The organism is Nostoc cf. commune SO-36 (assembly GCF_023734775.1).
GTDB lineage: Bacteria > Cyanobacteriota > Cyanobacteriia > Cyanobacteriales > Nostocaceae > Nostoc > Nostoc commune_A.
The window spans coordinates 4,369,035-4,394,220 of sequence record NZ_AP025732.1; the positions used below are offsets into that span (position 1 = coordinate 4,369,035).

Here is a 25,186-nt window from a genome sequence, read left to right on the forward strand (position 1 = left end):
ATTTATAATCTTACAAATTAAATTAATGTTCGGCTTTAGGTTTATTTTGATGAAAATTAAGCGAACAAGGCTCTAATATCATCAATCTTCATTAATCTTTAATTTATGGAGAATTTAAAATGAACAATCAAATCAAAGAAATTAAACTTCTATTCCTAAACCTATCAAATGGGGATGATGAGTTTCGACAAAATCGTGAGGACACTTTAAAACATATTAGATCAATTCCCAAAATAGAAATTGAAGAAACAAACTCACTTGAAACTGCAAAAGAAAAGCTTATAGGCTTTAATGCTTTTGATTTAGCATGGGATGTTTTTTTTGTGTGGATTGATTCTGAAAATTCTCATATTTGGGATGACTTAGCCAACTTCAAAGATCAACATAAAGAACTTGACTATCTAGGAATTATTGTTGTATTTGGCTTCAATGAAACCATTCAAGAAAAAGCTCGTGATGCGATGTTAGGGGGGATATACGCATTTGCTTGTCCTTTCAATTCGTATGTTCTTGAAGCCTATATTGAATCAATAGGCTTAGAAATGAAAAATTCTAAATCTTTGTTCAAGTTTAAAAAAGACTTTCTTCAAGAACAAGATTTTGATTTTGAGGAAATGGTAGAAAATGTTTTCCTGGAGTTGAAAACTAATCCCATAGTTGGATACGACAGAGCTACAATATCATTAATTGATAATAAGACTAGTGAAAGATATTTATTGAAATATGATGGTCTTCGTTCAAACCCAGATCGACAACTTCTCAAATTAATTAATGAAGATAATTTGATCAAGAATGTCAATGAAAAGGGCGTACTGATCATAGATGACCTTAAGAATTTACGTGATAATCATCCAGAGCAATTACATAACCTGGGTTGGGAAAATGAGGATGCAACAAATGATATTAACTCTTGGGTTGGTTTTGCTGCAAAACGTCAAAATAAAAGTATAGCCATTATTACTCTTGATCACAAAACTCCAGGTCATTATGCACGATATAAAGACAAACTAGTTAACTTTCTTAAAGGCTATAGTGAAATTCTCGCGGATACGATCGTAGACTTTTTACAGGAAAGAAATGCCAGGGTAGTTAGAGAAATTACACGTGAAATCGGAGATGACCTAAAAAGTAAGGCTCTGATGCATCAAATACTTGTGAAGCTAAGGGATGAACTTAAATGTGATAATTGTACATATTTTAACGTTTCTTCTTCTATTGATGTTAGCGAAACTTTTCTTGAAGAATGGGTTGCAGCCAATGACTCAAAAAAATTTGAAGAACAATCGGGAAGATTTAAAAGACGTTTCAAGAAAGGAGAAGGAATTGTCGGCTGTGTGTTAACAGATGGTAAGAGTAGAATTATACCAAATGCGGCAGAAAATGCAGAGTTTGAACCAACTTTGCACTTTACAGGTAGCAATCTTTCTATGCTGGCAGTGCCTGTAATACCTTATATAGATGCAAACGAGGTTAGCCAGTCCAACCGGATGATTGGTGTAATTAATTGCTATAAGGAAAAGAAAGATCATTTTACTATTTATGATCGGGATCTTGTTGAAACCGTTGCACAAAGTACGGCAACTATCATTGAACGTACAATGACTTTAGAGTACTCGAACGATATCAGCAGCAAGATGAATGATCTTGTACTCGATAAAAACAAGACAAACAAGACAAATTTACTCAAAAAAATTTGTGAACACGCGTTAAAAGTCACCAGTGCTAGGGCGGCAGTTATTCATCGGTTAGAATATTCCGCAACATTAGCAAATGGTGAGGAAACTTATAGAGTCAAAGGTGAGCCTTATGCTTTTCCTGAAAATGATAAGCCGCAAACTCCCCGCTTGGATGGAAGCGGCACTACAGATGTTGTAATTCGAGAAAAGAAGACAACGGAGTTTTCCGAAAGCTTTGGAAACTTTAACTGTATTCAAGAAGAATTAATCAATTTAGGAATTAAGTATCAAATAGTTGTTCCTTTGATGATTAAAGATGAAGAAGAAAAACAGCGTCTTATTGGGGCTTTATATCTAAATAAATATTCGGAAATCCCCTTTTCTGAAGTTGAAAAATTCGCACTTGAGTTGTTTGCAAGCCAAGCCGCCAGCACAATTTATCATCAAGGGTTTTTGTCTGAAAGATTAACTTGGACTAAAGCCAACACGGATCTTGCTAGTGCTATTGAAGTTATAGCTACAAGAGACGATCCAGCCCTGCTGCTAAGAGATATTGTATGTTATGCTTATTCGCTGGTAGCTCCAAGTTTTAGCTATCTAGCTCTCTTGACTGATGACAGCAATCTTGACTACAAAGCTGCCTGGCCAGAATCTATTTTAGCTGAATTAAATGAATTTCATGGTGATAATGAAAATATTATAAATAAAAACAAAATAGGAATTACAAAACTTGCCGTCAAGCAACGAAAAACTATTCTTATTGCTGATCTTCACGAAGAAAAAAGCAAAAATTCAGAATATTGGCAGGAATATATTCTCTTTAGAAAAGAAACTCGCTCAGAGCTTGTGGTTCCTATAATAGGTGTTGACAAGATAATTGGTGTAATAAACCTTGAGCATGAAGAACCCTATGCTTTTACTGAGGTACACAGAGAAGTTATTGAACATTTTGCAAGACAAGTTGCAATTGCATTTCAAAAGAAAAATCTTGTTGAATCTGTCAGCCGTCAGAAGAATATATTAATTGGGCTTCAACGCTCTTTACAAAAGATAATTGAATCGCCGCATCCTCAAGATATGTTGCGAAATGCAGTTTGGCAAACTCGAGAAGCCGTTGGAGCTAATGAAGTTATTGTTTTTCCAATTCAAAAACAAAACGGTAAATCGGAAATTTTTATCAAAGATATTGTTCCTCTGAATGTTAGCAGCAATAAAATTAATGCTTTGAAAGAAGTATCTCTGCAAGTGTATTATGAGCCAAAAGCCGGAGTGTATGATGACAAAAAAAAGATTCATGTATCTAAAATCAAATTTCTTCTTAAGTCCATAAATGTAAACAAATCCGATCAAAAGCAAATAAATGAATCAGTTATTGCTTGTGGGTTATGCGTTCCCTTCTCCTCTCGATATGAGAAGATAGGTGTCATGTGGATACTCTTTTCAAAACCATTTGAAAAAGAGCTTTCAGAAGAAGATAAAGCTATATATCAGGTATATGCTAACCAGATAGCATTAGCTTACACTAATGCTAAACAATCTGAGATATTAAAGCAAAAACTTTCTAAGAATACATCTGAGCTTACTGCAAACATTGATCATAACTACAAAGATGCTCGAAAACAGGCAAATATAAGTTTTGGAATCTCAATATGCACTTCACTTGCTGGACTTATACTTATATTCTATGGTGTATCTAATTTAATAGCCAAGAACGACAAAACCTCCCAAGCTTTTACTGGTGGAAGTGGTATTGCTACCTTGGTTGGTGTATTGTTACAAGCAGTTACCGTGTTAGCGTTCGACCGTGGGAAAGCAGCAAATGAACGCATGGATCGATATCATAAAGAATTGTATAATGTGCGCCAATTGGAGATATTACTCTCGGCCACAGAACAGCTTGATCCAGAAACTGCGCCAAAGGTAAAACAAGAAATTATTCAGAGTGCTACTAATAGTTGGATTGAATCTGTTAGTGAATCAAATTCACGTTCTTCAAAATCTACTGAAGTTAAACCACTGGTGAAGCCAGAGCAAAGCGAATAGGTTGGATCAAATCATCACAGTGTATTTGCTTACTAAAATAAATTATTTCTGTACTAAGGGTTAATACTTATTTATTTAAATTTTTTTAAGAATGCTCAAAAGTTATGCGTAAATACCACATAAACAAATAAAAAAAGAGAGCTACTAAGGCAGCTCTCCAGATCATCAGGGTGCATCTACTTACCACAGCATATCATTTTATGTATGCGGGTTGTCACCAGTTTTTATATGAAGATTCTGTGAAGAAGACCGGGAAAATACTTAGTTGGGCATTGGGAATTGAGCATCGTGCATGGGGGAAAGATTTAGTGCAACTTCCCCTCTGCTCACCTACGCTACATCCCTTACCCAGCAAACTTGATTTGACAGACTACTAGTACAACACGGCGGAAATAAACATACCATTTAAAATGGTGCAAGAAGCTCGGAATACAATTCTTTTGACTTTTGACTTTTGACTTCCGCCTCGCGGTACTAGCCGTTCAGTTTCTTTTCTACCAATTCGTTAGTCAACTTAGGATCAGCACGTTTGGCTGTCTTTTTCAAAACTTGTCCAACAAAAAAGCCTTTGAGATTGGTGTTACCGTTGCGATACTTTTCTAGTTCTTTGGGATTGGCGGCTATGACTTCATCAACGATGGGTTCTAGTACACTAGGATCGGTGATTAACTCTTGACCTGCAAAGGCTTTTTCAGGTGAAATACCACTGAGCAAATCTGGCAGCTTTTCTTTAGCTTGAGCATTACTAATTTTGCCCGTTTCAATGCGAGTGATGATATCTGCTAAATTGGTGGGAGTTAGGGCGATTTCAGTAATACTGAGTTTTTGCTTATTGAGGTGTGCGGCAATATCTTGAGTAATCCAGTTGGCAGCAGCTTTGGCATTTGCTCCAGATGCGATCGCAGTTTCAAAATATTCGGCTATTGAACGATCTTCTGTCAACACTCGCGCATCGTAAGGCGAAAGCCCCAACTCACTTTCATAATGATGGCGTTTGTGGGCTGGTAATTCTGGTAGTTCGCTACGCCATTGCTCTAATTGTTGATTTGACACCTCAATTGGTGCTAAATCTGGTTCGGGGAAGTATCGACTTAATCGCTAGAACCTTCCTTCACCCGCATACTACTTGTGCGTTGAGCGCCTTCTTCCCACAGCCGAGTTTCTTGGATGATTGCTCGCGCCTGCTTCGATGGCGGCAATTTGTACGTTCAATTTCGTAGTCAATCGCTCGTTGGATGGCGCTGAAGGAGTTCATGTTTTTAATTTCTACCTTAGTGCCAAATTCTTCTCGTCCCACTGGACGCACAGAAATATTGACATCGCAGCGCAGAGATCCTTCTTGCATATTGCCGTCACTCACACCGAGATACCTGACAATCCGGCGCAATTCTTCAGCATATTCAGCAGCTTCTATTCCAGAACGCAAATCAGGTTCCGAGACAATTTCGACTAACGGGATACCTGCGCGATTGTAGTCTACCAGAGAATAGGAAGAACCAGAAAGGCGATCGCTACCTGCGTGTACCAATTTTCCAGCATCTTCTTCCATGTGCAAACGCGTGATACCAATGCGTTTGCGAATCGGATTCCCCCCAGCATCTACCAACTCAATTTCTAACCAACCATGTTCTGCGATCGGTAGATCGTATTGAGAAATTTGGTAATTTTTGGGTAAATCTGGATAAAAATACTGTTTACGGTCAAATTTGCTATATTTAGCGATTTGACAATTTAGTGCCAAACCAGTCTTGACGGCGTATTCTAATACTTTTTCATTGAGTACAGGTAAGACCCCAGGTAAACCCATACAAATCGGGTCAATGTTAGTATTGGGGTCAGCACCGAATGCCGTAGAGCTATTAGAGAAAATTTTGGTGTTGGTACTCAGTTGACAATGGGTTTCTAAACCAATAATCGCTTCATACTCAGTTTTTACGGTCGTAGCAGTGGTCATAATATCAATAATTTGGGCATAATCCTTGTAGTGCTACTATTGTAACGGCGTATTGAGTTGCCCTGAAGACGGTTATTGGGGTGAGCAATGCTTACCTTGTCGAACGTAAAAAGCTCGGTGCAAACTTAAAAGTCAACAGATTTTGAATTTTAAATTTGGAATCAGAGTTTGTAGTGGGGACTTCAGTCCCCAAAGCAAGCACTAAAGCCCTGTAAGTTTTCTTGCTAGCAGTGATAAGCTGTTCCACAAATAAACTTGCATATACTGCAATACGGTTCAGTTAAGGCTAAAACTCTGGTTCCAAAGTCAATTTTTTAACGAACCGCCAAGGCGCAGAGAACGCAGAGAGAAGAAAGAGATGCTTAACTGAACTGTATTGGCATATACTGGACGGGCAAGATGCCCTCCACAAGAGTTATATTTAATTCGATTATGCAAATTAGATGTTTTTTAGCTTAAAACTCTCAAAACTTTTTAATTGCTGCTTGATAGCGACCTAGAGCGATTAAAGGAAAGTATTGTTGATACAGATGATATTTCAGATAAAAATGGCAGGGAAAACCAGTACTGTAAAGTCCGCCTCAAACCAACTACCATCGGATTGTTGAGTTTCCACCAGATAGTTTATTCCGCGCTCAATCACATCAAGAGCAAATTTACCAGTGGCTTCACCTGCTGCTATCAACCCTATTATTGCCCAAGCAGTTTGAGATGCAGTACTATTTCCTTTTCCTTTAAGGTTGGGATCGTCGTAGCTGCGGCAAGTCTCACCCCAACCACCGTCTGGGTTTTGACATCCCACTAACCAAGCTGCTCCCCTTTCTATACTGAGTTTATGCCTTTGAGGATCAATTAACGCCAAGGCTGACAAGACGCCGCTAGTGCCGTAAATATAATTTACACCCCAACGACCAAACCAACAGCCTTCGGTTTCTTGTTCTCTGTGAAGATAAATAAGCGATCGCTCCAAATTATCACTATCAATTGCCAAATCACAAGCACCCAGCATTTCTAATACTCTAGCCGTAACATCTGCGGTGTTTGGATCAATCATCGCTTTCAAGTCACCATAAGGGATGGAGTTCAGCCAATCTTGATCGTTATCCAAATCAAAAGCTGCCCACCCACCTGGTTTACATTGCATAGATGCAATCCAGTTTAAGGCACGAGCGATCGCAGCCTGTTTGATTTTTTCATTTGGAAGTTTCACCAAATGTAGTGCCATCACCACCACAGCCGAGTCATCTACATCGGGATAAAAGCGATTCTCAAACTCAAACGCCCAAGCCCCTGGTTTTCCTTGGCGATTTTTGACAGCCCAATCTCCGTAATCTAAAATTTGTTTTTGCAATAACCATTCTCCAGCCTTTACCACAGCTGGATGATCTGGTGCAAAGCCAGATTCTATCAAAGCACGTATCGCCCAAGCTGTATCCCAAACGGGTGAAACACAAGGTTGTACTCGGTAACTATTTTCTGTTTCAATGACAAAGTTATCAATTGCTTGCAAACCTCGTTCCACAATGGGATCGTTTCGGTCATAATCCAGACACCGCAAAGCTAGCATTGAATTCAGCATCGCCGGAATAATGCCACCCCAGTCGCCTGTAGCCTCTTGACGCTCTAAAATCCATTTTTCGGCGGCTTTGATGCCTTCTTGACGAAAGGGTACTAAATTCAGACTTTCTGCCAACTTGAAACCCTGATCGAGGGTGAGGAATAAATCTGTCCAATCGCCACTTTGAGGTAATTCCCACCGGACTCGATCAACACCTTCAACGTATAGCTCATCTAGATTGATCGCTGAGTCGGTGAGAAAAACAGGTTTGCGATCGCATACAATCAGCAACGGCACAGTACTAGAACGTGCCCAACTAGACATTTCGTAGATATTGACGGGGAAAGCTTTGGGCAACAACATTATCCAAGGCGGTAGTGAGGGAATACCGCGCCAGTTGTAGCAGCCAATCAAGGCCAGGTGTAACTTGGTAAAAATCCGAGTTTTGCTAATACCACCCCGTTGGAGAATAAAGGCTTTCGCCCGAATCATTGCCGGATCGGTTGCTGGTACACCTAGCAGCCTCAGCGCCATATAAGCTTCAACCGAAGTGCTAAGTTCTCCGCCATCACCGTAGTAAAGTTCCCAACCGCCATGCTGCCGTTGCTCTTGACGCAGGTAGGCTTCGACTTTGTGTAAAGGTCTTGTTTGGTCTGTTCCCCAAATCTTATGTAGGAGAACGACTTCAGCAGTGATAGTGACATTAGATTCTAACTCTGCCCACCAGTAACCTGCCGGATTTTGAATTGAAAGCAGATATTCTTGGCTGGCTGCGATCGCTGTTGCGACTTGATTGACTTTTACCCTGTCTTGTGTTTGCATCAAATACTATCTAACCTCAACACTCAACGCTAGTTATGAACACCGCCGTACAGTAAAAAAAACTTTTTCCTCTATCAGTAGACATAGTATTGTGTCTGAGTCACTGAAAATTTGCAATAGGTCATGGGTGTAATTGTATTAGGATTGATGCTTTTATCCTTGACAATTTGGTTAGGATTACTGAGTTTTTGGGGACAGTTTTGGCGGACAGACGAGCAATATGATGACTTTAGACTCAGCACTCCGACACTGGCAAGGGCGCGGCGGTGCTTGGAAAGGAAGAGTTTACCCCGTAAAATGAAAGTAAGCCAAAAGTGGTTGATTAAAAAAATTATGACAACCGCAACACCAAAAGATAATCTTAATTAGTGTCCCCAAAAAGCTGCCTTTTCTGGAGTCAATTTGTTGGCAAACTGCTGATGTATATCGGTTTCCTCCAGAACAAATGCTGAGTCGCTACGAGCGTGGTTGGCAATATTGCAACCTATTTAATAATCTTGAGGGTGAAGAACTCAGTTTTCTTAAGGAACTCGCCAAACGCTATAAATCCTGGTTGCAAGTTTGTTTATGACTTCTAGGTTTGAACACCATAATAAAATTCTTACAGTTTAAGCTGCTGTCAAATTCTGACCGTTACGCAGATGACAGTGTTGAAGCAAGAGATTTAATCGATCTAGCAATTCTCAGGCTGCGATCGCCAATCCCTCAAGCATCAATTGAGAAGGCTAAAAGAGCATATCAGGTTATGCGCCCTTTGGAAAGAGCGTAGGCATAGCCCGTCGTAGACATCGCACTATTTCAGGAAAAACCAGATTACAGGGAGAAATGCTTTCTTGGTCTGCAAGTTGATCAAGCTCAGATACCCAAAATTATCGACGGTATTGATTTACTCTCTATGGATGTAGGTTTATCTCCCACTCCAAGGACTTTTCGAGAACAACATGATATCTTTGCTGATTTAGAAACACAAATTGAAAAACAAGAAGATTCTTAAACAGGTTATGCCCCATACCTCTAAATCCTAAAAGCTGTTTGTTTAGCACTCGCAGGGTCAACAGGCAATGGTTGAGCGGCTTTCAATACCGCATCTAGCAACCCTGGAAACAGCATCTCTAAATCTTCACGCCGCAGGATGTTAATATGGTGTGTACCTTCTTTGCGTGTCAAGACTATCCCCGACTCCCGCAAAATCTTGAAGTGATTGGACATAGTAGACTTAGCGATCGCAAAATCAAAACTGGCACAGCATTGTTCCCCTTCAGTCGCCAGCCGCCGCACAATCTCTAACCGCACTGGATCGCCCAATGCATACAATACGCCCGGTAAAGAAATATTTTTTCTATCTGGATGATAAAGAAATCTCATAGTTGCATTATCTCATCAGGTGGCATATATTTTTATTATTCGATATTATCGAATTATAGAATTAATTAGGAAGGCAATTTTATGTCATCCATTACAAATGTCACAGAAGCCACATTCAAGCAAGAAGTCTTGGAAAGTGAGATTCCGGTATTAGTGGACTTTTGGGCACCGTGGTGCGGCCCTTGCCGGATGGTGGGCCCAGTCGTCGATGAAGTTGCTGCTGAATACGAAGGACAGGTGAAATTTGTGAAGCTGAACACAGATCAAAATCCTACTGTCGCCAGCCATTATGGAATTCGCAGCATTCCCACACTGATGGTTTTTAAGGGCGGTCGGCAGGTTGATACTGTCGTCGGGGCAGTCCCAAAAACTACCTTGAATAAGACCTTAGCACAGCATCTTTAATTTAAGTGAAAGGGGGGTGGGGATTAGGGGAGCAGGCAGCAGGGAGCAGGGAGCAGGGAGAAAATTCCTCTCCTCTGCACCCTTCCCCTTTCCCCTCTGACTCTTGTGCCCAATTACCAATGCCCCATTCTCCACTCCCTACTCCCTACTTCTGAATTCTGTTTCAACTAACGGGAAAAGAGCGAAATGGACTTGAAATTGCATGGTAAATCCGCGCTGGTGAGTGGCTCAACCGCAGGTATTGGTTTGGCGATCGCTCTTGGGTTAGCTCAAGAGGGTGCATCAGTTATTATTAACGGTCGTTCTTCAGAACGAGTAAATCAAGCGATCGCTAAAATTAAGCATTCTACACCCGACGCAAAAGTTTCTGGTGTTGTTGCTGACACAGGGACTGCATCAGGTGTAGAGAAACTCTTTCAAGAGGTTCCTCACGTTGATATCTTGATAAACAATTTAGGTATTTACGAGCCAAAAAGTTTCTTTGATATTACTGATAAAGACTGGTTAAACATATTTGAGGTTAACGTCCTCAGTGGAGTCCGTTTGAGTCGGCAATATCTGCAAAAGCAGCTAGAGCAAAACTGGGGGCGGATAATTTTTATCTCCAGCGAATCTGCTATTCAAATTCCCGTAGAAATGATTCACTACGGTACAACTAAGACAGCGCAGCTAGCTGTTGCACGAGGTCTAGCAGAAATGACTGTCGGGACTGGAGTCACGGTAAACTCAGTCCTTCCCGGGCCAACCCGTTCAGAAGGAGTTGAAGAGTTTATCACCAACTTGGCACAGGAACGCGGTATTGATCGCGCCCAAGTCGAGGCTGAGTTTTTTCAGAATGTGCGTCCAAGTTCCTTAATCAAACGCTTTGCAACTAATGAAGAAGTAGCAGCGATCGTAGTTTACCTTTCTAGCCCTGTAGCTTCAGCAACTAATGGTGCAGCTTTGCGGGTAGATGGTGGCGTTATTCGGTCGATTGTCTAGTTAATGTGCTTTGATGCGGTGATTAGGAACTGGGGACTGGGGACAAGGAGAAATAACCAATGCCCAATGCCCAATAACCAATGACTAAAATAATTTGGAGATATAACCAATGACTACTGATATCAACTTATTCTCTCCTTACCAATTAGGGAATCTGGAACTACCCAACCGGATAGTAATGGCACCCTTAACCCGGAATAGGGCAGGTAAAGGAAATGTACCACACCAATTGAATGCTACCTACTACGCTCAACGTGCTTCCGCCGGACTGATTATTTCCGAAGCAACACAGGTAACTCCTGAAGGACAGGGCTATCCCGCTACACCAGGCATTCATTCACCAGAACAGGTGGAAGGATGGAAATTAGTAACCGATGCCGTACATCAGCACGGAGGGAGAATTTTTCTGCAACTATGGCACGTAGGTAGGATTTCCCATCCTGACTTACAACCAAATGGAGCTTTACCAGTAGCACCTTCTGCCATTGCTCCTAAAGGTGAGGCTGCAACGTATGAGGGGCCAAAACCCTATGTTACACCCCGTGCTTTAGAAACTTCAGAAATACCGCAGATAGTAGAACAGTACCGTCAGGGAGCGGCAAATGCCCTAGCTGCTGGGTTTGATGGGGTGGAAATTCATGGAGCTAATGGTTATTTAATAGATCAGTTTCTGCGCGATCGCACCAATCAACGTACAGATAAATATGGCGGTTCCATTGAGAATCGCGCCCGATTCCTGTTAGAAGTGACAGAGGCGGTAACTAGTGTGTGGGATTCTAACCGAGTAGGGGTACGTTTATCTCCCAGTGGGACTTTTAACGATATAGGTGACTCCAATCCCCTGGAGACATTCGGTTATGCGGCTCAAGCGTTGAACCAGTTTAATTTGGCATATCTGCATATTTATGAAGCAACAGAAGCAGACATCCGACATGGCGGAATAATTGTACCGACGAGCCATCTACGCGATCGCTTTACAGGTACACTCATCGTCAATGCTGGTTATACTCGTGAAAAAGGCGATGCTGTACTAGCCAACAAAGCAGCAGATTTAGTTGCCTTTGGCACATTATTTATATCAAATCCCGATTTACCCCGACGCTTGGCTTTGAATGCACCATTAAATGAAGCAGATCAAGCAACCTTTTATGGTGGCGGTGAAGAAGGTTATACAGATTATCCATTTTGGTCGGCTGCTAATGAACCGGTAGCTAGGGCGTAATTCGTAATTCGTAATTCGTAATTCGTAATTCTGACTTTTGTTCGGAAACAAGGAATAATTTTTATTTTTGTTTCATGAATAAATAAACTCGCTTGTATTGTAATTACGACTGACGAATTACAGCGTTTTTCAGGTAAATGAAGTATGGGGTAGGGGCACGGCAGTGCCGTGCCCTTACAATAATCTTTTCCTCACGCCTGTTGCAATCTGCTGTATTTGGTTAAAACTCAACTATCAGGAGAATCTCATGAGTTCCATCACTCAAACTCAACCTTTAGATGTACCAAGTGCGATCGCTCAACGCCGTTCAATCAAAACTTTTAAAACAGACCCCATCGCCCCAGAACTACTCAAGCAACTGGTAGAGTTAACTGTGGCAGCGCCCAGCAGCTATAATATCCAAGGCTGGCAAATTATTCTTGTGCAAGATGAGGCGCAAAAGGCAGCATTGTCAGCCGCATCATGGAATCAACAGCAAATTGTCCAAGCACCTGTAACTTTCGTCTTTGCCGCCGATCCTAACGCAGGCGAACAAAACTTGACCCCAATTCTAGAGCAGGGACTCGAAACTGGGGCATGGAATGAAGGCACAGTAAACTACTTTAAAACCGCTATCCCGCAATTTCAAGCTGGGCTAGGTGAGAAGCGACGCGAATATGCGATCAAAGATGCCATTATTGCTGCTACTCATTTGGTGTTAGCAGCAGAAAGTTTGGGATTATCCACTTGTTTTATGAACGGTTGGATTGAGGATCAAGTAAAACAAGTGATTGGGGCTGGGGATAATCCAGATTTAGCGATCGCTGTTGTTGTTCCTGTTGGCTATGCAGCCGAACCACGCTTAAATCCCGGTCGTTTGCCATTCTCCTCCAACGTCTCTGTAGATAGAATTGGCAATCCTTATACAGGGTAGTTTCCTTTAAATGGGAATAGGGAATAGGGAATAGGGAATGAGTCTTTGATACTCATGAATGAGCCTTTTATACTCGCCGACGAGTCTTTTATACTCGTAAATGAGTCTTTGATACTCGTGAATGAGCCTTTGATACTCGCCAACGAGTCTTTTATAGTCGCCGACGAGTCTTTGATACTCGTGAATGAGTCTTTGATACTCGCCGACGAGCCTTTGATACTCGCCAACGAGTCTTTTATACTCGTGAATGAGTCTTTGATACTTGCCTCCCCTGCTCCTCCTGCTCCCCCTGCCCCCTGCCCCCTGCCCCACCCATGTCCCTACCCTCCTTCCTAGCGCGTCGTTCGTTCCACTATGCCTGGATCGTAGCTGGTTTAACATTCCTAGCCTTGCTTGTTGCAGCCGGAATTCGCTCTGCTCCCGGAGTTTTTATAGTCCCTCTCGAACAGGAGTTTGGCTGGAGTAGAGCAACTATATCTTTGGCAATCTCTATCAACTTAGTACTCTACGGATTAATTGGCCCTTTTGCCGCCACAGTTATGGAGCGAATCGGCATTCGCCGGATGATGGTGTTCTCACTTGCTGTCATTGCTCTCGGTGTCGGTTTAACTACTTTGATGTCAACTTCCTGGCAGCTAGTTTTGCTGTGGGGTGTAATTGTCGGTTCTGGTAGCGGAGTTATTGCCCTGGTTTTGGGTGCTATTGTTGTCAATCGCTGGTTTTTGGAAAAGCGGGGTTTAGTTCTGGGCATCTTAACCGCCAGTACAGCCACGGGGCAACTAGTGTTTCTGCCCATGCTGGCCTCAGTAGCCGATCGCTTTGGGTGGCGAACTGCTGCTCTAGCTTTGACTGGTGCAGCACTCCTAATTATTCCAGCGATCGCAGCCTTTATGCGCGATCGTCCGGCGGATGTCGGTTTGCGACCCTTTGGTGACAACAGCGAAACTGTGGAAGTGTTACAGCCTAGAGCAAATTCCATCGCCTCTACCCTCAACGCTCTTTGGCTGGGAATGCGTAATCGAGATTTCTGGCTACTATCTGGTAGCTTTTTTATCTGTGGTGCTAGCACAAATGGGTTAATTGGTACTCATCTTATCCCCGCTTGTATTGACCACGGTATTCCTGAAGTCAAGGCTGCTGGTCTTTTAGCAATCATGGGACTATTCGATTTTTTTGGAACTACTATGTCCGGTTGGCTATCTGACCGATGGAACAATCGTTACTTATTGTGCTGGTATTACGGACTACGGGGTTTGTCTTTGATTTTCTTACCATTCAGTTTCAACTTTTCTTTTTATGGACTTTCCATTTTCGCCGTCTTCTATGGACTTGATTGGATTGCCACCGTACCACCGACAGTCCGTCTTGTTGCCAACGTCTTCGGTAAAGAAAATGTCGGCGTGATGTTCGGTTGGATTGTAGCAGGACACCAGCTAGGTGCAGCCACAGCAGCATTCGGAGCCGGAGTGTTGAGAACTTGGACAGGTAGTTATTTACAAGCGTTTATTTTATCAGGTGTTCTCTGTCTGATTGCCGCAGTTTGTGTACTGCAAATTGGTCAAAGTCCCACTAAGGGCAATTCAAAGTTATCTTCAGTGACGTTCAATTCTTAATCTTTGAATGTTTTAATCGCATGGCACTAATAAAAGCTCTAAGCTTGGCAGAATAAGCACTACAAGTTGAAAATATGGCAACAACAGCTTTAATTGTCGGTGCAGGTAGTGGATTGAGCGCTTCTTTAGCCCGCCTATTTGCCAAAGAGGGATTCACCGTAGCTTTAGCGGCTCGCCAAATTGAAAAACTGACTCAATTGAGCAGTGAAATTGGCGCATTTAGTTTCGCTGCTGATGTCTCAAAGCCAGATGAAGTAGAACAGTTATTTATTGATATTGATAATAAAGTTGGTTCCCCGAATCTTGTCGTTTATAATCCCAGTTACCGAGTGCGTGGGTCTCTTGTTGATTTAGACCCTGCTGAGGTAGCAAAAACCCTAGATGTAACTGCTTATGGAGGCTTTCTGGTTGCCCAAGCTGCTACCAAAAGGTTTTTGCAACTTGGTGGCGGTGCTATATTTTTTACTGGAGCCTCAGCAAGTATTAAGGGTTATGCTCAGTCTGCCCCCTTTGCAATGGGTAAATTTGCACTACGCGGTTTGGCTCAGAGTATTGCCAGAGAATTAGCACCAAAGAATATTCATGTAGCGCATTTTGTGATTGATGGTGTAATCCGTTCAGCAGTTCGCCAAGATCCAGTAGATAATCCTGATAGTACTCTCGACCCGGATGCGATCGCTCAAACTTATCTCAGTATTCTCCGCCAACCCCGCAGTGCTTGGACTTATGAAGTAGAACTACGTCCCTGGGTAGAGAACTTCTAGCCTAGACTATTATTACAAGAATGGTTTTGTAGGTATGAAAATTGATTTTGGTGCAACTGCTGCTGATTATGCAAAACACCGTGCTGGCTTTCCCAGTTCATTATTTAACAAACTGTCTGAATATGGTATAGGTTTACCAGGGCAGAATATCGTTGACCTCGGCACAGGGACAGGAACACTAGCGCGGGGCTTTGCTGATAGAGGTGCTTATGTAATTGGCATAGATCCATCAGCCTCACTTTTAGAACAAGCGAGGCAGTTAAGCGAATCTATCGAACTCAAAGTAGATTATCGAGTCGCAACTGCCGAGAATACCGAGTTACCAAATGCAAGCGCAGATGTAGTGACAGCTGGACAGTGTTGGCATTGGTTTGATCGTCCGCGTGCTGTCCAAGAAATTACTCGGATATTGAAAAAAAATGGTTCGCTTGCGATCGCACATTTTGATTGGATACCCTTAAAAGGTAATGTAGTTGACGCAACCGAACAACTGATCAAGGCTCATAATCCAGCGTGGAATATGGATGGCGGTAATGGGTTGTATCCCTTGTGGTTGCAAGACATTGGCGAAGGAGGATTCCGAGAAATCCGCACATTTTCTTACGATGTCTTTGTATCTTATACACACGAAGACTGGCGGGGACGAATTCGTGCTAGTGCAGGCGTGGGAGCCAGTTTGACACCAGAAAAGGTAGAAGTATTTGACCAAGAATTGGCGACATTACTCGAAACGAAATATCCTACACCAATTCTTCAGGTTCACCATCGAGTTTGGGCTGCGATCGCAAAATCACCGCAATCTAATTCGTAATTCGTAATGAAGAGATGTTTGTAAGGCACTATTAACCTACAAAAAAATTGGATAAATTTAGGAGAAATAACCATGATTGAACTTTATTATTGGACAACTCCCAACGGTCATAAAATTACGATTTTCTTGGAAGAAGTCGGCTTACCTTATACTATAATTCCTGTGAATATTGGGGCTGGAGATCAATTTAAACCAGAATTTCTGAAAATTTCTCCTAACAATCGTATTCCTGCGATCGTTGACCACAAACCAGCAGATGGAGGTCCGCCAATTTCTGTATTTGAGTCTGGTGCAATTTTGCTATATTTGGCAGAAAAAACCGGGAAATTAATCCCGCAAGATTTACGCCAACGCACTCAAGTTTTAGAATGGTTGTTCTGGCAAATGGCAGGACTGGGGCCAATGGCGGGACAAAATCATCACTTTAGTACTTATGCTCCCGAAAAGATTGAATATGCCATTAACCGCTATGTGAATGAGACGGGACGCTTATATGCAGTACTAAATAAGCAACTAGCAGATAGAGAATTTGTCGCTGGCGATTATTCCATCGCCGATATTGCAGCTTATCCGTGGATTGTGCCCCATGAACGCCAAAGTCAAAATCTAGAAGATTTTCCTCATGTTAAACGCTGGTTTGAGGCAATCAAAGCTCGTCCGGCAACAATTCGCGCCTACGAGAAAGCCGAAGCATTGAAAACTCAAGCGATCGATCCAGATAAGTCACGAAATTTGTTATTTAACCAGTCGGCGAAAACTATTCAGCCTTGAGCCTTTAGAATTGTCTTGTCATTGTGGCGATCGCTAAGTTAGCTCTAATATCATGTCCGCTTGTATTAAACCCAAAGAACCCCACCCCGCCAAAGCTACGCTTTGTCTCTTCTCGCCAACGCTTTGGAGATGTCTAATGACTGTGGGAATCATAACTAATTAGCCGGACATGATATTTATTAAATTGGTATAAAGTTGCGATATCTAGAATGAACTCGAGTAGCAGTACCTAATTTGACACTCCTCGCTCTAAAGAGACGAGGATTCTTGAATCAATGAGATCACTTAACTTGGAGTTCTTGCGTCATCCAAGCCAGAGGTGAGACTCTCGTAGAACGACGGGGCTTTAGACCCAATTTTTTGGTAGAATTCGGTGCGGTTCCACTCATTAACCTCGCTACCCAATCCGGAATTTTAGCTTCAGTTGACACTAATGGTAATAAAGTCGCTAGCGTTCAAAGTTGATGCCATAATTCCAGTTAACAGAGCAAGACTTTCGTTATTGGCAGTAACCTTAATCAAGGTAGCGCTGCCGCTCTGAGTAACAGACAAACCAGAGTAGAGCAAACCACCTGCTAAGGCAATCAAATCTTCACCAGTCTTGAAATCTCTAATAGTATCTCTACCTTCACCTTTGGCAAGCACAAAGATATCATTACCTGCACCGCCTGTGAGATTATCGACACCTAAACCGCCATAAATCTGATCGTTTCCTAACCCGCCAACAATTACGTCATTACTAGCAAAGCCAAAAATCAGATCGTCTGAGGTAGTTCCCTGCAAATTATCAACTTTGGCTGAACCTGTCATAACGCTATTGACTTGGTTGCCATTTTTAATGTTGATGACATCAATATCGGCAATATTGGCGGGGTTGAAATTGTTATATTTGGCATCACTACTAACTACTGTGCCAGTAATGATTTTATAGGCAATGTTGTCATCTGCAATACCATCATTAACACCTGTAACTGTGATTACTTGGGGTGTATTCCAGTTAGCAGCCGTAAATGTAATGCTAGAAACTGGAACAGTACCTTCATTGACATTGGAACTACTCAAATTTAAGGTGACATTAGCAGTAGGCTGGCTAGTAAGTTGGATACTGAAGTTCGCAGTACCACCAGCCTCTGTAGTTATTAATCCGGTTAGAGGAGAGATAGTAAAACCAGCTGTATCATTGTCAGTAATTGTACCAATAGCTTGGTTATCACCAATGCTGGCATTAGTGGGGTTAATGAGATTGACAAAAAAGCGATCGCCGGATTCAGCAACGAAATCGTTGAGAATTGGTACAGTGATTGTTTGAGTGGTAACTCCAGGGTTAAAAGTCAGGCTGCCTGTGACTGCGGTGTAATCAACGCCTGCGATCGCAGTATCATTACTAGTGTTGTAAGCGACTGTGACTATTTCACTACTGGCATTGGAGAGTTTGACAGTAAACACAAAATTGCCAGCGCTTTCGCTACCACTTTTATCTACGATGGAGATAGTGGGAATGTTGTCATCATCAACTATGGTGATTGTACCAGGAGCGATCGCAACTGTTTGGTTGGGGTAATTCAGGTTAAGATTAATGGTTTCGTCAGTTTCAGTCACCTTCTCACCCAGAACATTGAGTGAAATGGTCTTTGTTGTTTCCCCAACGGCGAATTTTAAAGTCCCAGATGAAGTACCTGTTACAGTTCCAACTTTAATGTTATTGTAGTCGCTGCCAGAAGTTGCCGTGCCATCTAAGACATAATTTACGGTAGTGGCAATGGCAGTATTACCACTGCGAGTCACGGTGAAATTGACAATTTTGCTACCACTATTACCTTCAGTCACAGTTGGGATAGTAGTTGAAATGGCGTAATTGAGATTAGCACCAGGAGCAAAATTAGTATCCCCAATATGATTCAATGGTTGCTCGGCAAAGTTTCCAGGTGATGTGTTAGCAACAGTACCTAATGTTAAATTCGGCGCTGTCCCAGTAATTAAACTCGCTACCCAATCTGAGGCTGTTGAACCAGTGGTGTTACTTGAACGCCCTACATATCCAGCGATAAATGAGGTGTCAACAACTGTGGCATTAGCTGGAACTGAACCGCCAGTAGAACCTTTTCTAAATACAATCGAGCTATATGCTCTGTCCGTAGTAGATGTGCCATCTAAGACGGAAACTGAATCTAATACAGTCCAATTTGAGTACACAGTACCATCAGCAATACCATCGTTATTTGAGTCAATATCATTGCTAAGGATGGGTGCGCTAGTAGTTTGAATCAGGAAAAAGCTAACAGAGTTATTTTCTATGTCAGTTGCGCCCGTGTGACCGATTGAACTTGAGGCTCCGCTTCCCCATCCGGCTCCACTTCCATTATTAGTTAAGACATTTGCACCAGAGTTGACTGTATAAGTATTGCCTTTTTGTAACAGAACCAGCAATCCATTGCTTCCAAACTGCTTACCAGACAAATCAAAAATATCTTGAACATTGCCAGGATTGGAGGAGCCAGAATCACCTTCAATCCCAACTAGATAAGTTCCGGGTGCTAGAGTTGCACCGGGAGTACCACGCAGTTCGATGTATTCTTTAGAGCCATCTGTACTTGGAGGATCAAAGAGAATTTCGTTGATGAGTATCGGCTGAGGGGGAACGGGCTCAACAGGATTATTGGGATTACCAGGATTATTAAATAGCACCGAAACATTTTTAGATTCACTGTTTGCCACCGCCAAGTCAGATTTACCGTCTTTGTCGAAGTCGCCTACAGTGACAGCATAGGGTGTTGTGCCTACGTCAAAGTTCGTGGCATTTCCAAAGCTGCCAGTGCCATCTCCTAGCAGAACTGAAACCGTGTTTGAATCTGCATTTGCGACTGCTAAATCAAATTTTTCATCCCCGTTGAAGTCAATCACTGTCACAGATACGGGATTTAACCCCACATTAAAGTTGGCAGCAGGTTTAAAAGTGCCATCACCATTGCCCAATAACACCGAAACATTGTTAGAGTCCGAATTTGCCACCGCCAAGTCAGATTTACCATCTTTATCGAAGTCGCCTACGATGACAGAATGAGGATTTGTTCCTACGTCAAATTGAGTGGCTGAGTTAAAAGTGCCATCACCGTTTCCTAATAGGATTGAGACGTTGTTGAAGTAAGAACTCGTCACCGCTAGGTCAGATTTTCCATCCCCGTTGAAGTCGCCAACTGTGACGGAAGTCGGACGGCTGGGAACTCTAAAATTTTTGGCAACTGCAAAGCCGCCATTACCATCTCCCAACAGCACTGAAACATTTTGGGAAGCATTGTTTGCTGTTACTATGTCAGATTTTCCATCCTTGTTAAAGTCGCCCATTGCGATGGATACGGGAGATGATGATCCTGATGGCAGAGCAAAATTGATCGCAGGCCCAAAGCCACCAGTAGCTTTGCCATCTCCAAATAGCACCGAAATGTTACTGGAAGTATTGTTTGCCGTTACCAAATCGGTATTACCGTCTTTGTTAAAGTCGGCTACAGCGACAGAATAAGGATTTAATCCGTTGAACCCGACCACGCTAAAGTTGCTGGCAGGGTTAAAAGTGCCATCACCCTTTCCCAAAAGTACCGAAACGCTTTGTGAGGACTTGTTTGCCGTTACTAAATCGGTATTACCGTCTTTATTAAAGTCGCCTGTAACGATAGAATAGGGTCTTAGCCCTACAAGAAGTGCGATCGTGATGCTGGCAGTCTCAGTAGCAGCACTGTAGGCTGTTGTGCCACCGCCAACACTGACATCTACGCCAGTAGTGCCACTAGCCTTGCCGTCTGAGGCATCCCAAGCGCGAAAGGTGATTTCAGCCTTGCCTTTGTAGTTAGCATTGGGGATAAAACGGACTTTTTCTGTATCTCTGAGCAATGTAGCAGAAGTATTGGATACAGCGAAATCAATCCAGTTATTACCGCCATTTGTAGAGTATTGCCATTTGCCGTTAGTATTATCTACACCAATGACCGCAATTCCTTCCACTGCACCTGCGTCTGCATCACTAATGGGGTTGCCACCTGCACCTGTGGCAAGGATGGCAGAAATGAGAGTGCCATCATTGTTGGTAGAGTTTTCGTTAATTGCTACTAATGTGGGATTACCTGTGTTGTCTAGTACGGGGGCATTTTTCAAGTTGAAGATATAGGCAATTCCAGCATCAGTATTAGTATCGGCATCATAATAAGGAGCGCTAATAGCAATTCTATTGCTGTCAATAATGCTAATCGCTGCTCCAAAGGCATCATTACTTGTACCTGGATTGCTAAAGATTTTTTCGAGTTTGTAGGTTGGTGATGCTCCATCGCCATCATATAGATAAACTGCACCACGAACTGGATTAGGGGTGAAATTTGCACCGATAACACTAAAACTACCAGATGCACCAATCAGGATATCGTTATCAAGAAATGCTAAAGAAGAACCAAAACCGAGATTGGTAATATCTGGATTTGTAAAGGTTTTCAAAAGTGTGGGAGTTGCGGTGGTGCTGTCATATAAATATACAACCCCAGCATCAGTTGCACCGTTGTCTTCACCTGGAGCCCCAATCAGGAAGCGTGTACCAGCACTATTCGACTTCACCGAGAAGCCGAAGAAATCTTGCGCTGTTGGATTTGGGTTAGTGAATGTCTGTAACCGTGTGCCTGTTGTGTTGTAACGATCAACTTGTCCAACACCAAAACTAAATCCAGGTGTACCAATGAGAATGTCATTGTTAGCAGCTGCTAATGAAAAGCCAAATCGTGCATCTTGAATAAATCCTGATCCAGGATTACTAATTGTCTGTAATACTCCAGCATTATCAAATAGGCGTATCTGTCCAGCATTATCATTAGCAGTCACTTTGCCCTTTTCTGGTGCGCCAATGACGTAGTTACCATTACTGAGAATTGCTACGGCACTACCAAATTCACTATCGTCATTATTAACCGAATTATTGAAAGTTTGTTGAAGTGAGCCACTTGCATTAAATTTGTATGCTCGTCCGACATCTGCAACCGCATCATCAAATTTAGGAGCGCCAATTAGGTAATCGATGTCATTCATTGCCACCGAAAAGCCAAATAACTCTCCTATCCCACTCGAAGGATTAGTAAATGTTTGTTGGAGTACACCATTGATATTTACTTGGTAGACTTCCCCTTTATTACTATTAGCTAGAGGCGCTCCAATTAAAATATTGGTATTATTAGATGCTAGAGAAAAGCCAAATTGCTCATTAGCAGCAGGTGATGGGTTATTAATTGTTACAGAGGGGGCAGTTAAAACTGTAATAGCCCCACGCAAAATGTTAATCCAAGTCGTATTATTTTCAGTATTACCTAGACCAGGAGTAGCGCTTGTAAATATAGCATCATTTGACCAGTTATTAGTATTTGTAGCACCCACAGCTGAGTTACTAGTGTAAGCACTAAATTTACTAGTGGTAGGAGTTGTGGTTCGAGGAAAGGTATATATGGGAGTATTGCTAGAGTTCAGCAACTGGGGAACATCTGTATTGTCGGTGTTGTTAAAAGCCTCTGTTGTTGTATCCCAGCTATTGTTACGTGTTACTGCATATACTCCGCTACTATTTAAAGATGATATTTTTAGTACATAGTCTCCAATTGTCGGGTCGTAAGTTAAGTCTGGAGTAATAGTGGCATCGATATCACCACCGTTATACAGCACTATTAAAGTTCCAGCTTTCAAAGAGCTAAAGCCAGAGCCAGACAAAGTGATATTCAGGGAGCCATTACCGTCAACTAATGTGTGATTTTGGAGATTTACGTTGTCCCTAACAACTAAAAGTTCAACCCATTCTTTGGCTCCATCACTACCTTGGGAAAATTCATTAATAATTACGTCGCCAGTGCCGGCTAAAACGTAGTCATAAGTCTGTATTACATGGGTTTTAAATGCCAAGGAAGACTCAATTTTTCCAATTTTAAACTCAAAATCCCAATTGCCACCTAAAGCTTTACTTCCTGTTTTGTCAGTAGAGGCGGCAACATTTGCCCCGGTGATTTGGCTAATCTGCTCCACAAATTCTGTGCCTTCTCCATTTGCAACATCACAGCCATAGAGTAAAATATCCGCATCATCACTTAAATAATTTCTCCACTGTTGTAATTGATTGGTGTAGTAGTTTAAATTGTTGCTATTTAATTGCGTGTAACCCAGTTGCAAGCTTCCGGTACTGCCGTGCGAGACAATATGAACTGATTTGTATTTGCCACCTTGCAAAGCTTGAGTGATTTGTTCTACTCCATCCTTGTTAGAGTTAAGAACTACTACACTAATTCCTGGTTTTATCCCAGCAATCAAACTTTGGTAGTCTGTTACTGCGGTATCAATAAAGGCGATATTTTGATTTAGCACTTGTAATTCCTTAGCAAAATTAGTTTGAGTTTTTAGCATTTGCATAATTATTGTTATTAATTTATAAAGTGTAATTTCGAAACTATCAATTCTAAAAGAATGACTTTAGAAATACAGAAATATGATACTGCAATCAAAATTTAGGCTAAGAATACTAGATTTTCTACCAATGTGGTTCGGTTAAGATTATGGATGGGCTTTTATGGTGTGTAGTAGAGATATTGCATTCCCATGTCTCTACAAGTATTATCGATAAGCAATTTATCTTAACCAAACCTTATTTGATTTTCTACTGTATTATTACTGTAATAACTAAAATCTGCGAAAAATTTAGATTTAGAAAGTTAATTTAGGGACTGAGAAAAATAAATTATCTGAAATTATTTTTACATTTGTAGGGCGTACATCTGGGCTACCCGGAGATGGGATGTTTTTTAACTAAATCTGAAATCATTAGAAATTAAAATTTTTCTAGCACCTAGCCTCTATTCCTCAATCTCCAGTCCTTCTTTCATGTTGCAGTTCATGACGATTGTTTTAGCGCTTACAATCGAAACGATCGCTATTTATGTTGATTGTTCATAATTTGATGATGTCTGTAGCCAAATGATGAAAATTTTTGTAAAATCGTCTGCTGGGTTTCTTTCTTGGTGGAGTATTCGCCAAACCAGAAAGTCTCTTTTGTTTGGCGTTATGCTTATCTTGAGTGTGGTAAGTACGGTGATGCTGTCGTTCCCCTTGAACGCTCAAACAAATTTACCGCAAACGCCCGCATCTGAGTTAAGGGGAGTGTGGTTAACAAATATTGATAGTGATGTGTTATTTGAGCGCGATCGCCTCAAGGGATCTTTGCAACGCCTTGACGAACTCAATTTTAACACGATATATCCGGCGGTTTGGAATTGGGGATATACATTGTATCCTAGCAAAGTTGCCCAAAAAGTTATCGGGCGATCGCTCGATTCCCACACCCGGACTTAAAGGGCGAGATATTCTCAAAGAAATTGTCGATGTGGGACATCAAAAAGGCTTAACAGTAATTCCCTGGTTTGAATTTGGCTTCATGGCACCAGCAGATTCTCTATTAGCTAAAAATCGTCCCCAATGGCTCACTAGTCGCAGCGATGGAACTCGGATTGTCAAAGAAGGTACACATAATCGTGTTTGGCTAAATCCCTTTCGTCCAGAAGTACAACAGTTTATCCAAGATTTAATCGTTGAAATTGTTAGAAACTACAATATTGATGGTATTCAATTTGATGACCATTTTGGCTTACCATCAGAATTAGGTTACGATGCCTATACGGTGGCACTTTACAAGAAAGAACACCGTGGTAAAGCTCCCTCTAAAAACTTCAAAGATCCAGAATGGGTGCGCTGGAGAGCTAACAAAATCACCGAGTTTATGAAACGGGTATTTACAGCCATCAAAGCTACTAAGAAAAATTGCCTGGTTTCCGTTGCTCCTAACCCTCAACGTTTTTCCTACGATTTCTTTTTAGCAGACTGGCAGAAGTGGGAACGGATGGGAATCATTGAAGACTTAGTTTTGCAGATATATCGTGATGATTTGAATGTTTTTGTTAGCGAATTAGAATATCCAGAAGTGAAAGCGGCTAAGAGCCATATTCCAGTGAGTGTGGGCATTCTGGCTGGGTTGAAAAATCGATCTATACCAATGCAGCAGATTCAGACACAAGTGCAAAAAGTACGCGATCGCAATTTCGCCGGAGTCTCTTTCTTTTTCTATGAAACCCTCTGGAACATGAGCAAAGAAAAGCCACAAGAGCGTCAAACTGCCTTACAGAAAATTTTCCCTACACCAACGGCTTACCCAAATTTGTTAGCAGGTTGGAAACCATTTAGTTAATTTTTCTAGCAATCTGTCGGTGAACACATCACTTCATGTTCAG

At 41.8% G+C, this 25,186-nt stretch carries 16 protein-coding genes and 2 pseudogenes; 14 read left to right on the top strand and 4 right to left on the bottom strand.

Annotated features, from left to right (window positions below; all coding sequences use genetic code 11):
• The first annotated feature begins 119 nt into the window (after positions 1-119).
• Together ANSO36C_RS19635 and ANSO36C_RS19640 are read left to right on the top strand one after the other, a co-directional pair.
• Positions 120-3,719 carry a GAF domain-containing protein gene (locus ANSO36C_RS19635; protein WP_251955878.1) on the top strand — a complete coding sequence of 1,200 codons (3,600 nt, stop codon included), beginning with the start codon at positions 120-122 and terminating at the stop codon, positions 3,717-3,719.
• A gap of 200 nt (positions 3,720-3,919) precedes the next feature.
• On the top strand, positions 3,920-4,096 hold the full coding sequence (locus ANSO36C_RS19640; protein ID WP_251955879.1) for a hypothetical protein: 177 nt from the start codon (positions 3,920-3,922) through the stop codon (positions 4,094-4,096).
• Positions 4,097-4,193: 97 nt separating this feature from the next.
• On the opposite strand, the pseudogene gatB reads toward ANSO36C_RS19640, so the two are convergent.
• Positions 4,194-5,673: pseudogene (gene gatB / locus ANSO36C_RS19645) on the bottom strand (Asp-tRNA(Asn)/Glu-tRNA(Gln) amidotransferase subunit GatB).
• Positions 5,674-6,211: 538 nt separating this feature from the next.
• On the bottom strand, positions 6,212-8,053 hold the full coding sequence (gene shc / locus ANSO36C_RS19650) for a squalene--hopene cyclase (RefSeq protein WP_410174621.1): 1,842 nt from the start codon (positions 8,051-8,053) through the stop codon (positions 6,212-6,214).
• Positions 8,054-8,176: 123 nt separating this feature from the next.
• On the opposite strand from shc, the gene ANSO36C_RS19655 reads away from it, so the two are divergent.
• From ANSO36C_RS19655 to ANSO36C_RS19660, 3 genes are all read left to right on the top strand, one after another.
• Positions 8,177-8,422 carry a hypothetical protein gene (locus ANSO36C_RS19655; protein ID WP_251960491.1) on the top strand — a complete coding sequence of 82 codons (246 nt, stop codon included), beginning with the start codon at positions 8,177-8,179 and terminating at the stop codon, positions 8,420-8,422.
• A gap of 76 nt (positions 8,423-8,498) precedes the next feature.
• Complete coding sequence (locus tag ANSO36C_RS33925) at positions 8,499-8,624, top strand: hypothetical protein (RefSeq protein ID WP_267145326.1); 126 nt, start codon at positions 8,499-8,501, stop codon at positions 8,622-8,624.
• Positions 8,625-8,633: 9 nt separating this feature from the next.
• Entirely contained in the window at positions 8,634-8,822 is a 189-nt protein-coding gene (locus ANSO36C_RS19660) for a hypothetical protein (protein ID WP_251955880.1), read from the top strand.
• Positions 8,823-9,067: 245 nt separating this feature from the next.
• Here ANSO36C_RS19660 and ANSO36C_RS19665 read toward each other — a convergent pair whose 3' ends face one another.
• Positions 9,068-9,418, bottom strand: a complete 351-nt coding sequence (locus ANSO36C_RS19665) for an ArsR/SmtB family transcription factor (protein WP_251955881.1) — start codon at positions 9,416-9,418, stop codon at positions 9,068-9,070.
• An 81-nt stretch (positions 9,419-9,499) separates the two neighbouring features.
• Here ANSO36C_RS19665 and trxA point away from each other — a divergent pair, with 81 nt between their 5' ends.
• From trxA to ANSO36C_RS19705, 8 genes are all read left to right on the top strand, one after another.
• Positions 9,500-9,823 carry a thioredoxin gene (gene trxA, locus ANSO36C_RS19670; RefSeq protein ID WP_012412473.1) on the top strand — a complete coding sequence of 108 codons (324 nt, stop codon included), beginning with the start codon at positions 9,500-9,502 and terminating at the stop codon, positions 9,821-9,823.
• A 186-nt stretch (positions 9,824-10,009) separates the two neighbouring features.
• Positions 10,010-10,804: an SDR family NAD(P)-dependent oxidoreductase gene (locus tag ANSO36C_RS19675; RefSeq protein WP_251955882.1), complete on the top strand. Its 795-nt coding sequence runs from the start codon at positions 10,010-10,012 to the stop codon at positions 10,802-10,804.
• 109 nt (positions 10,805-10,913) lie between these two features.
• The gene (locus tag ANSO36C_RS19680; protein ID WP_251955883.1) at positions 10,914-12,026 is read left to right on the top strand and encodes an alkene reductase; all 1,113 of its coding nucleotides are present in this window, start codon (positions 10,914-10,916) and stop codon (positions 12,024-12,026) included.
• A 247-nt stretch (positions 12,027-12,273) separates the two neighbouring features.
• A complete protein-coding gene (locus ANSO36C_RS19685) occupies positions 12,274-12,939 on the top strand; it encodes a nitroreductase family protein (RefSeq protein ID WP_251955884.1) in 666 nt (221 codons plus the stop codon).
• Positions 12,940-13,253: 314 nt separating this feature from the next.
• Positions 13,254-14,552 (top strand): MFS transporter, encoded by a 1,299-nt coding sequence (locus ANSO36C_RS19690; RefSeq protein ID WP_251955885.1) that lies wholly within the window; start codon positions 13,254-13,256, stop codon positions 14,550-14,552.
• Positions 14,553-14,626: 74 nt separating this feature from the next.
• Positions 14,627-15,316, top strand: a complete 690-nt coding sequence (locus ANSO36C_RS19695) for an SDR family NAD(P)-dependent oxidoreductase (protein WP_251955886.1) — start codon at positions 14,627-14,629, stop codon at positions 15,314-15,316.
• 34 nt (positions 15,317-15,350) lie between these two features.
• Positions 15,351-16,127 carry a class I SAM-dependent methyltransferase gene (locus ANSO36C_RS19700; protein WP_251955887.1) on the top strand — a complete coding sequence of 259 codons (777 nt, stop codon included), beginning with the start codon at positions 15,351-15,353 and terminating at the stop codon, positions 16,125-16,127.
• Positions 16,128-16,199: 72 nt separating this feature from the next.
• Entirely contained in the window at positions 16,200-16,898 is a 699-nt protein-coding gene (locus ANSO36C_RS19705; protein WP_251955888.1) for a glutathione binding-like protein, read from the top strand.
• Positions 16,899-17,318: 420 nt separating this feature from the next.
• Here ANSO36C_RS19705 and ANSO36C_RS19710 read toward each other — a convergent pair whose 3' ends face one another.
• The gene (locus ANSO36C_RS19710; RefSeq protein ID WP_251955889.1) at positions 17,319-23,312 is read right to left on the bottom strand and encodes a DUF4347 domain-containing protein; all 5,994 of its coding nucleotides are present in this window, start codon (positions 23,310-23,312) and stop codon (positions 17,319-17,321) included.
• 570 nt (positions 23,313-23,882) lie between these two features.
• Here ANSO36C_RS19710 and ANSO36C_RS19715 point away from each other — a divergent pair.
• A pseudogene (locus ANSO36C_RS19715) lies at positions 23,883-25,143 on the top strand (glycoside hydrolase family 10 protein).
• Positions 25,144-25,186: the final 43 nt, after the last annotated feature.

Coding starts and splice junctions, on each gene's coding strand:
- shc (WP_410174621.1), bottom strand. CDS start 8,053: ATGCAAACACAAGACAGGGTAAAAGTCAATCAAGTCGCAACAGCGATC.
- ANSO36C_RS19690 (WP_251955885.1), top strand. CDS start 13,254: ATGTCCCTACCCTCCTTCCTAGCGCGTCGTTCGTTCCACTATGCCTGG.
- ANSO36C_RS19635 (WP_251955878.1), top strand. CDS start 120: ATGAACAATCAAATCAAAGAAATTAAACTTCTATTCCTAAACCTATCA.
- ANSO36C_RS19685 (WP_251955884.1), top strand. CDS start 12,274: ATGAGTTCCATCACTCAAACTCAACCTTTAGATGTACCAAGTGCGATC.
- ANSO36C_RS19640 (WP_251955879.1), top strand. CDS start 3,920: ATGTATGCGGGTTGTCACCAGTTTTTATATGAAGATTCTGTGAAGAAG.
- trxA (WP_012412473.1), top strand. CDS start 9,500: ATGTCATCCATTACAAATGTCACAGAAGCCACATTCAAGCAAGAAGTC.
- ANSO36C_RS19705 (WP_251955888.1), top strand. CDS start 16,200: ATGATTGAACTTTATTATTGGACAACTCCCAACGGTCATAAAATTACG.
- ANSO36C_RS19655 (WP_251960491.1), top strand. CDS start 8,177: ATGGGTGTAATTGTATTAGGATTGATGCTTTTATCCTTGACAATTTGG.
- ANSO36C_RS19695 (WP_251955886.1), top strand. CDS start 14,627: ATGGCAACAACAGCTTTAATTGTCGGTGCAGGTAGTGGATTGAGCGCT.
- ANSO36C_RS19675 (WP_251955882.1), top strand. CDS start 10,010: ATGGACTTGAAATTGCATGGTAAATCCGCGCTGGTGAGTGGCTCAACC.
- ANSO36C_RS19665 (WP_251955881.1), bottom strand. CDS start 9,418: ATGAGATTTCTTTATCATCCAGATAGAAAAAATATTTCTTTACCGGGC.
- ANSO36C_RS19680 (WP_251955883.1), top strand. CDS start 10,914: ATGACTACTGATATCAACTTATTCTCTCCTTACCAATTAGGGAATCTG.
- ANSO36C_RS19710 (WP_251955889.1), bottom strand. CDS start 23,312: ATGCTAAAAACTCAAACTAATTTTGCTAAGGAATTACAAGTGCTAAAT.
- ANSO36C_RS33925 (WP_267145326.1), top strand. CDS start 8,499: ATGCTGAGTCGCTACGAGCGTGGTTGGCAATATTGCAACCTATTTAAT.
- ANSO36C_RS19700 (WP_251955887.1), top strand. CDS start 15,351: ATGAAAATTGATTTTGGTGCAACTGCTGCTGATTATGCAAAACACCGT.